The 8,390-nt window shown below is 54.4% G+C and carries 6 protein-coding genes and 1 CRISPR repeat array; of the genes, 4 read left to right on the forward strand and 2 right to left on the reverse strand.

Translation table 11 applies throughout. The features are described 5' to 3' along the window. Positions 1-3,372, reverse strand: a 3,372-nt coding sequence (locus PXY01_RS21195; protein ID WP_127573015.1) for a DNA polymerase III subunit alpha, incomplete at its 3' end; no start/stop codon positions are given. A 156-nt stretch (positions 3,373-3,528) separates the two neighbouring features. Between PXY01_RS21195 and PXY01_RS21200 the strand changes: the two genes are divergently transcribed. Continuing rightward, entirely contained in the window at positions 3,529-3,858 is a 330-nt protein-coding gene (locus tag PXY01_RS21200; protein ID WP_373864314.1) for a YtrH family sporulation protein, read from the forward strand. A 1-nt stretch (position 3,859) separates the two neighbouring features. After that, positions 3,860-4,357, forward strand: a complete 498-nt coding sequence (locus tag PXY01_RS21205; RefSeq protein WP_127573017.1) for a sporulation membrane protein YtrI — start codon at positions 3,860-3,862, stop codon at positions 4,355-4,357. A gap of 48 nt (positions 4,358-4,405) precedes the next feature. Here the strand turns inward: PXY01_RS21205 and fabF are convergent, their stop codons facing one another. Then, positions 4,406-5,644 carry a beta-ketoacyl-ACP synthase II gene (gene fabF / locus PXY01_RS21210; protein ID WP_127573019.1) on the reverse strand — a complete coding sequence of 413 codons (1,239 nt, stop codon included), beginning with the start codon at positions 5,642-5,644 and terminating at the stop codon, positions 4,406-4,408. 223 nt (positions 5,645-5,867) lie between these two features. Between fabF and PXY01_RS21215 the strand changes: the two genes are divergently transcribed. Beyond that, complete coding sequence (locus PXY01_RS21215; protein WP_127573021.1) at positions 5,868-6,728, forward strand: helix-turn-helix transcriptional regulator; 861 nt, start codon at positions 5,868-5,870, stop codon at positions 6,726-6,728. 232 nt (positions 6,729-6,960) lie between these two features. Further along, positions 6,961-7,707 carry a stalk domain-containing protein gene (locus PXY01_RS21220; RefSeq protein WP_127573023.1) on the forward strand — a complete coding sequence of 249 codons (747 nt, stop codon included), beginning with the start codon at positions 6,961-6,963 and terminating at the stop codon, positions 7,705-7,707. Between the two features lie 182 nt (positions 7,708-7,889). Next, positions 7,890-8,383: a CRISPR direct-repeat array (repeat unit 32 nt; unit sequence ATTTCAATCCACGCACCCGCACGGGGTGCGAC). Positions 8,384-8,390 lie beyond the last annotated feature (7 nt).

Consider the following 8,390-nt stretch of genomic DNA (forward strand, 5'->3'; position numbering starts at 1 on the left):
CCCGCCAGCGGCGCGCGCCAAGCGGTTGCGCGCCTGCTGGCGGAGCCGGCGAACCTGCCCCGCCATATTCGGGGCAGGTTCGCCGAGCGGGACGACGTCTTCAAGGAGCAGCTTGAAGTCGTCGTCCTGCTGCTGCACGGTGGCCAGCACAAGCACAAGGCCACCCTTGGCCAGCTTGTCCGCGTGCCGCTTCCATATGGTCGGGAACGCGACCGCCTCAACGCGCATAATGCGGTCCTCGACCTCCAGGAACGCCATCGGCTGCCCTTTGCGCGTCATCATCGGCTTAACCGACACGACCATGACCGGGAATACAGCCATCGTGCCGTCCGGCACATCGGCCAGCTCGACAAGCCGGTCGACACCGTGCGGAGCGAGTACTTCCTCTGCCGCATCGATTGGATGCCCGGACAAATATAGACCGAGCAGCTCCCGCTCCAGCTCCAGCTTCTGCGCCGTCGTGAACGGCTTCACATCCGGCAGCTCCACTTCCCAGTTAATCACTTCCTCGAAGCCGAACAGATCAATCTGCAGCTCCTCACGGTCCTTGCGCCACTTCGCGGCCGCCTCGACGATCTCATCCAGCGCGCCGAGCAGCTGCGCCCGATGACCGGGCAGCGAATCAGCCGCACCGGCCAGGACGAGCGATTCGGTCACCCGCTTGTTGACGACGCGAAGATCGACACGGCGGCAAAAATCGGTCAGACTGTCGTACGGACGCTCGGCCCGCTCCTTCATGATCGATTCAATCGCTTGCGTACCGACGTTCTTCACCGAAGCGAGACCGAACCGAATTGCGCCAGCTGCAGGCCTGCCTGCTGCAGCTGTTCGCAAGCTCTCCGGCTCTTGACCGTTACCAGCAAACACGACGCTGCCACCGCTTGTCGCTGAAGGCTCCGCTAATCCTGCCCCACGCTTCACCGGCGTAAACGTCACGCCGCTCTCATTCACGTCCGGCGGCAGCACATCGATCCCCATACGTCGGCATTCGTCGACGTATTCCGCCGTTTTCCGCTGATTACCCGTTACCGACGCCAGCATCGACGCCATAAATGGGACTGGATAGTGCGCCTTCAAATAGGCGGTCTGAAATGCGAGCACACCGTAAGCGGCAGCGTGAGCGCGCGGAAAACCGTAATCCGCGAAGCGAACGATCATATCGTACACCCGGTTTGCATCAGCTTCTGTATAGCCCTGCTTTAGGCTACCGGCAACGAAATGCGCCCTCTCTTCGTCCAGCACCTCGCGTTTTTTCTTCGAGACAGCTCGGCGCAGCAGATCCGCTTCGCCAAGCGAAAATCCCGCCATCACTGAAGCGATCTGCATAATCTGCTCCTGATAGACGATAATACCGTACGTATCCGATAGAATCGGTTCCAGCGACGGATGCGGATATTCGACCTCTATCAAACCGTGCTTGCCTTGAATATATTTCGGAATAAACTCCATTGGGCCCGGACGATACAGCGCCAGCACGGAGACAATATCCTCGAACGTGGACGGCTTCATCTCCTTCAGCACACGTCTGACACCCGTAGATTCTAATTGAAATATGCCCGTCGTCTCGCCGCGGCCAAGCATCTCATACGTCAGCGGATCATCGTCACGAATATGGCGAAAATCGAGATCAAGACCGTACAGCTCCTTCACCCATTGCAGCGTCCGTTCGACAATCGAAAGCGTGCGCAGACCGAGAAAATCCATCTTGAGCAGCCCGACCGCTTCCAAGTTCTCCATCGAATACTGCGTTAGCGCCGTCCGCTCAGTTCCGGCTTGCAGCGGCACGTAATGCGTCAGCGGCTCCTGGGAGATGACGACGCCTGCCGCGTGAGTCGAAGCATGCCGCGGCATTCCTTCCACCTTCATCGCCATCTTCAGCAGCGCATCGGTTCGCGGCTGACGCTCACAGGCGTCCCGTAGCTCAGGTGTTGTCCGAAGCGCCTCCTCCAGCGTAATGCCGAGCTGGTTCGGAATAAGCTTCGCCGCACGATCCACCTCTCCGAACGGTACGTTCATCGCGCGGCCGACGTCTCGCACTGCCGCACGCGCAGCCATCGTGCCGAAAGTAATAATTTGGGCGACATGCTCCTCGCCGTACTTCGCGCTAACATAAGCGATGACCTCGTCCCGCCGCTCGTCGTTAAAGTCGATATCGATATCGGGCATCGATATCCGCTCCGGATTGAGAAAACGCTCGAACAGCAGCTTATATTTCAGCGGATCAACGTCCGTAATGCGCAGCACATAAGCAACAAGGCTTCCCGCTGATGAGCCGCGGCCTGGACCGGTCCGAATGCCCCGCTCATGCGCGAACCGGATAAAATCCCATACGATTAGAAAATAGTCGCTGTACCCCATCCGTTCAATGACCGCAAGCTCATACTCCAGCCGCTGCCTCGCTTCCTCGCTCGGCATGCCCCCGTAACGTGCTTCCAGTCCATCCTTGCACAGCTCAGCCAGATAAGCAGTACTCGACATACCGGACGGCACCGGGCGGAACGTCGGCAGCGCCGCACGTCCGAGCGTTAGCTCTAACTGACACTTGTCGGCAATCTCCGCCGTATTCGCGATCGCTTCCGGCACATGACGGAACAATGCCGCCATCTCCTCTCCGCTCTTGAGATAGAGCTGGTCGGTTGCGATCTTCATCCGGTCCTCGTCATCGACCGTTTTGCCCGTGCCAATACAAATCAGCACATCCTGCATCGCCGCATCCTCTGGATGCAAATAATGCGCATCGTTCGTCGCTGCCAGCTTCACTCCGATCTCGCGAGCGAGCGCGATCAGCTCAGGCATTACTTTCTTCTGCTCAATCAGACCATGATCTTGAAGCTCAATATAGTAATCATCGCCAAAAATCGACTTATATCGCAAAGCGGCCGCTTTCGCTTCATCAGGGCGTCCGTGCAGCAGATGCTGGGGCACTTCACCGCCGAGACACGAGCTTAAGCAAACAAGCCCCTCCGCATATTCAGCGAGCGCTTCCATATCGATGCGCGGCTTATAATGAAAGCCTTCCAGCTGTCCGATCGTGACCAGCTTCATCAGGTTGCGATAGCCGGTCTCATTCTTCGCCAGCAGAATCAGATGATAGATCGGGTTTTCTTTTCTACTCCCTTTATCCAGCCGCGAACCCGCCGTTATATAAACCTCACAGCCGATAATCGGCCGTATCCCGTTATCCCGGCAAGCCTTGTAGAAAGGGATTGCCCCGTACATGACCCCGTGGTCGGTCAGCGCGAGCGCATCCATCCCAAGCTCCGCCGCCCGCTCGGCCAACTCGCGGATGCGGGCCGCGCCGTCGAGCAGGCTGTATTCGCTGTGCACGTGCAAATGCACGAACCGATTCCGACCTTGTTCCGTAACGTTCATCGCCGCCGTTCCTCCTCCACCGTACCGAATGATACAATACGATCATTTTATCATAATCAAGCCCTCCCAGCCCATATAATGTAGCAACGGCCGGACAGGCCGAAACGGGTGGTACCGCTTGGCGGACAAGCCCGCTATGAGGGAGGCAGCCTGCCCATGTTGAACAGCATACTGTCCAAAGCGATTCTCGACTTTCTTATCGCCTTCGGCGTTGTCATCGGAGGGTCAATGCTAGCTGGCGTCGGCGCTGTGCTCGTCCTGATGCCTCCATCGATCCCGATGCTGGAGACGGCTCTCAAGCTAAAAATATGGGCGATTGTCGCCGCCGTCGGCGGCTCGATCGATCCGATGCGGTATATCGAAAGCAACCTGCTCGAAGGCCATTTTTCACCCGTTGCCGTGCAAATCTTCTATATTATTTGTTCCTTCCTCGGCGCACACGTCGGCACGGAGTTGATCAAAGCGGTATGCAGGAGCAGCGCGTAATATGCGGATGCCCTATTTCGACCGATTCGTCCGTTATGTACGGTATTGCTTTTTTATGTTGATGGGAGCCATTATCGGTGCAGCTGTCTATCACTCCATCTTTATGAGCAGCTACGACAAGGTCGCGCAATTGAACTACGATTTGCAGGAGCAGCTGGAGCAGTCGAGTCGGGATATCGAATTGCTGAACAAATATAAACATCAACATACCGTCATCAAAAGTATCGTCCCGATCATACTCAAGGAAGAAGAGCCGCTTAACGAGCTCGCCGAGGCGGAGCTGAAGAAGCGGCTGAAGGAGGATTTGTCTGTATTCATCGGCACAAGCATCTATCAGATCGATGATAACGCCGAGTTTGCAAGCAAGCTGTTGAAGGACAAAATCTACGTCGGCGTACGCGGCTCAGATTATCGGATTACGATCCGGACCGTACTCGTCGCCGACAACGTGCTGCAGGTATGGGTTCGCGTCGTGAAGTACGAGCGGCCGCCTGCATAATGAACCTGTTAAGGGAGCCTTGCAGCTCCCTGCTCGTATTACAATCGTCTACTCCTCATAACGCTGAATGACAATGACCGCGTTATGTCCGCCGAAGCCGAAGGAGTTAGACAATCCGACTCGCAGCGAGGCTTCAAGCGGCTTGGATGGAACATTCGTTATTCCGCACTCCGGATCTAGTCGTTCCAGATTCGCCGTCGGCGGCACGATGCCGCTTCGCAGCGATTGGATCAGCGCAATCGCCTCTACCCCGCCAGCTGCTCCAAGCATATGACCGAGCATCGATTTATTAGCTGTTACCGGAATGCGAGCAGCATGCTCTCCGAACAAACGGCTGATCGCCTGTCCTTCCGATCGATCGCCTACTCCCGTGCTCGTCGCATGGGCGCTAATCACGTCGACATCCGAAGGCTGAATGCCTGCATCAGCTATCGCTGAGCGCATCGCCTTGAGTGCTCCTTCGCCTTCCGGATGGGTCGCAACGACATGGTAAGCGTCCGAGCTTGCGCCGTATCCTGCCACTTCGGCATAAATATGGGCCTCTCTTTTCCTAGCATGTGATAGTGACTCTAACACAACGATTCCAGCGCCCTCGGACATGACAAAACCGTCGCGGTCGATATCGAACGGACGACTGGCACGCGTCGGGTCGTTATTGCGAGTCGACAGCGCATGTGCATTGCCAAAGCTCGCAAGCGAGATTTCGGTCAATGTCGCTTCCGCGCCGCCCGCGATCACGATGTCCGCCACCCCAAGCCGAATCAATCTCATGGCTTCCCCAATCGACGTATTGCCGATCGAGCATGCTGTTACGGGAGCCAGCGTCGGTCCCGTCGCACCGAACCGGATGCTGATGGTCGCCGCCGCCATATTCGCAATCAGCATCGGCACAAGCATCGGACTGACTCGATCCGGACCGCGGTCACGCAGAACTTCATTTTGCTCCAGCAGCGTATTCAGTCCGCCAATCCCCGAGCCAACGTATACCCCCATCCGATCGCGGTCGATCTGATCCAATTGAAGATCCGCATCCTCGATTGCTTGCTCTGCCGCCGCCAGCGCAAATTGGACGAACCGGTCCATCTTGCGTGCTTCTTTACGGCCGAATCGCCCTTCTGCATCGAATGAGCTGACGACGCCTGCAATTTGGGTTTTAAGCTTATCTGTATATGGCGCATCTATACGCGAAATTCCGGACTCCCCGTTAAGCATCCGTCTCCACAACTCATCCACATGACTGCCAAGCGGCGAAATGACGCCCATACCTGTTACGACAACTCGTTCCATATCGGCATACACTCCTTTTGCTTTGCGCTGCTGCCTCATTGCTTGCCCAGGAGGGCATCTAGCAATCGTAAGCGCGATAAATTTAGTACCTGGTATTAAACATGTTCCCATAGTCCGTATCCTATTACAAGTTGTTGTTTATCCTAGTATAATAAATACTATGAAATTGTTAGGAGCAGCCAATTACAGCTTTGTAACGCTATTTAAGGGAGGAAAATAATCAATGAACCGCAGCGCAAGACTTGCCGCGTTATCGTCGTTTCTTAAAGCGCAGCGTGCCAAAATATCGCCAGAATCAGTCGGTCTGCCAACCGGTACACGCCGAAGGACACCAGGGCTGCGGCGGGAGGAGGTAGCGGCGCTGGCCGGTGTCAGCACCACCTGGTACACATGGCTGGAGCAAGGACGGGATATTCAAGCGTCGCCCGCCGTATTGGACGCGATCGCGTCCGCGCTGCAGCTAACGCATGATGAGCGAAACTATTTATATGGGCTTGCACTGGAGAGCAGCTCGTTATCGATCGGTTCGTCGGTTGAGCAGTACCCTTATTCGCATGACGCTATCAGTCCGCCGCTGCGTAAAATTTTGCAAGAACTGCGCCAATGCCCCTCCATCGTCTCGGACCGCCGCTGCCAGATCGTCGGCTGGAACGATGCCGCATCGCACGTTTTTCTCGATTTCGCACAAGTGCCGGAGGAGGAACGTAACATGATCCGGCTACTGTTCACCCGCCAAGAGCTTCGCCGGCTCGCCGTCAACTGGAAGCAGTTCGCAAGCGGCTTCCTGTCCATCTTCCGCGCCTATTATGGGAAATACGTCGAAGACGAATGGTATGATCGTTTTCTAGCAGAAATGTCGTCTCTGCACCCGGAGTTTCAAGAGCTGTGGGAGCACAGCCGGGTAAGCACGGCGCCTGAGGTCGTCCTCGAATTCCGCCATGCCAAAGCCGGCAAAATGCTGTTCCACCTCACCTCGCTTCAGCTTCAAGGCGGCTCCGATCTGCGCTGCAGCATCTACACGCCCGCTCCGGAAAGCTCGACAGAGGCGAAGCTGGTGAAGCTGATGGGGAGTAGTTCGGGGTAACGAAATCTCTAGCCCTGCCTTTACCTATCGCACTTTCTTCATCATGCTTAACTAACCTCTTAACATCTTATATTAATCAAATCATTTATCACTATTTATCTAATAATCGACAAAAAAATAGACCTGGAATATAATATTTCATATGGTTAATGGTTCCTTTTGACCAACTAATAGCATTTACTCATATTAATAGCACCATTTAACCGACAAAAATAATAGGGGGAGTGTCATAATGTTGAAAGACAAACTGAAAGGTTTTGTAGCGGGTATTATTGTAAGTACATTGTTTGCAGGCGCGGCAGCATATGCTGCATCTGGCGGCACTATGATTGAAGTGTTCTACGATGTCAAAAACATCAAAATCAATAAAGTATCCAAGATGCCTACGGAAGGTAAACCGTTTCTCTATCAGGGAACGACATATGTCCCGCTTCGTTTCGTTGCGGAAAGCCTGGGGCAGAAGGTTGCTTGGGATGGCAAGTCTGGTACGGTACTGATTGGGCAGCAGGACGGGCCTAATGATGAGGCGCTTGGAGTGAATGTTAAGCCGATGTATACGTCGGCAGCTAATGTCAGGAATATCGTACTCGTAAATGATGGTGCTCAAATTCAAGACAATCTCTCAAATTCATACACCAGCTATCTCAAGATGGTAGCGGCTGCGGAGGATATGAGACCTTCACTTAAAGTAGAAAAGATTTGGCAGGATTATCCGCTTAACGGGCAGTACACAACGTTTAAAGCGAAAGTTGGAATCTTAAAGGATTTTCAGGATTCAACGAACATTGTAACCTTCATTATCGAAGGTGATGGCGTAGAATTGTACTCCCATGATTTTGGTAGAGGCACCTTCCCAGAGGATGTTACTGTTGATGTGAAAGGCGTAAAAAAACTTACGTTCAAGGTTCAGAACAAGGAATACATCGGTAATACTAATAGCGGTATTGGTGTATTTAACCCAACACTAACCCATAAATAGAATGGAGTCAGATGAATACTCGACAAGTACCTCCATCCTGAGGTAGACAAAGAAGCCCCGCCTGCATACGCTGGCAGGGCTTCACTTGTATCCAAATAGCATCAAATACTCTGAAGCCAACAGATAAAGAGGTGTATACTAGATTTTGGCCGAAATCGCAGCATCCGCGTAGTCGGGGCTGGATTTCAATCCACGCACCCGCACGGGGTGCGACCGGGTCCTTTGCGTTTCCCCCCGGGGGGGACGATTTCAATCCACGCACCCGCACGGGGTGCGACCATCTCATCATCTCTCCCCGCGGCGTTTTTTTTTCATTTCAATCCACGCACCCGCACGGGGTGCGACCCAGCAATAACACCAGATGCGCGATCCACGTCGATTTCAATCCACGCACCCGCACGGGGTGCGACGACGATTATGCTCGGTCTCATGCAAGCGGTGCCATTTCAATCCACGCACCCACACGGGGTGCGACTTTCTTCTAACTCTGCATCTACGTCAGTAACAAAAGATTTCAATCCACGCACCCGCACGGGGTGCGACGCATACTCATGGAGATCCTTTGGAGACTGTTTTAAATTTCAATCCACGCACCCGCACGGGGTGCGACAACAGTAGTAGCCGGGATGGACATATCCCCATCGATTTCAATCCACGCACCCGCACGGGGTGCGACGTACGTT

It is taken from the genome of Paenibacillus xylaniclasticus, assembly GCF_004001065.1.
Classification (GTDB): domain Bacteria; phylum Bacillota; class Bacilli; order Paenibacillales; family Paenibacillaceae; genus Paenibacillus_T; species Paenibacillus_T xylaniclasticus.

What these genes read in the sequence shown, in the direction of transcription:
- PXY01_RS21200 (WP_373864314.1), top strand. Translation starts at nt 3,529, where the DNA reads ATGTTGAACAGCATACTGTCCAAAGCGATTCTCGACTTTCTTATCGCC.
- PXY01_RS21205 (WP_127573017.1), top strand. Translation starts at nt 3,860, where the DNA reads ATGCGGATGCCCTATTTCGACCGATTCGTCCGTTATGTACGGTATTGC.
- fabF (WP_127573019.1), bottom strand. Translation starts at nt 5,644, where the DNA reads ATGGAACGAGTTGTCGTAACAGGTATGGGCGTCATTTCGCCGCTTGGC.
- PXY01_RS21215 (WP_127573021.1), top strand. Translation starts at nt 5,868, where the DNA reads ATGAACCGCAGCGCAAGACTTGCCGCGTTATCGTCGTTTCTTAAAGCG.
- PXY01_RS21220 (WP_127573023.1), top strand. Translation starts at nt 6,961, where the DNA reads ATGTTGAAAGACAAACTGAAAGGTTTTGTAGCGGGTATTATTGTAAGT.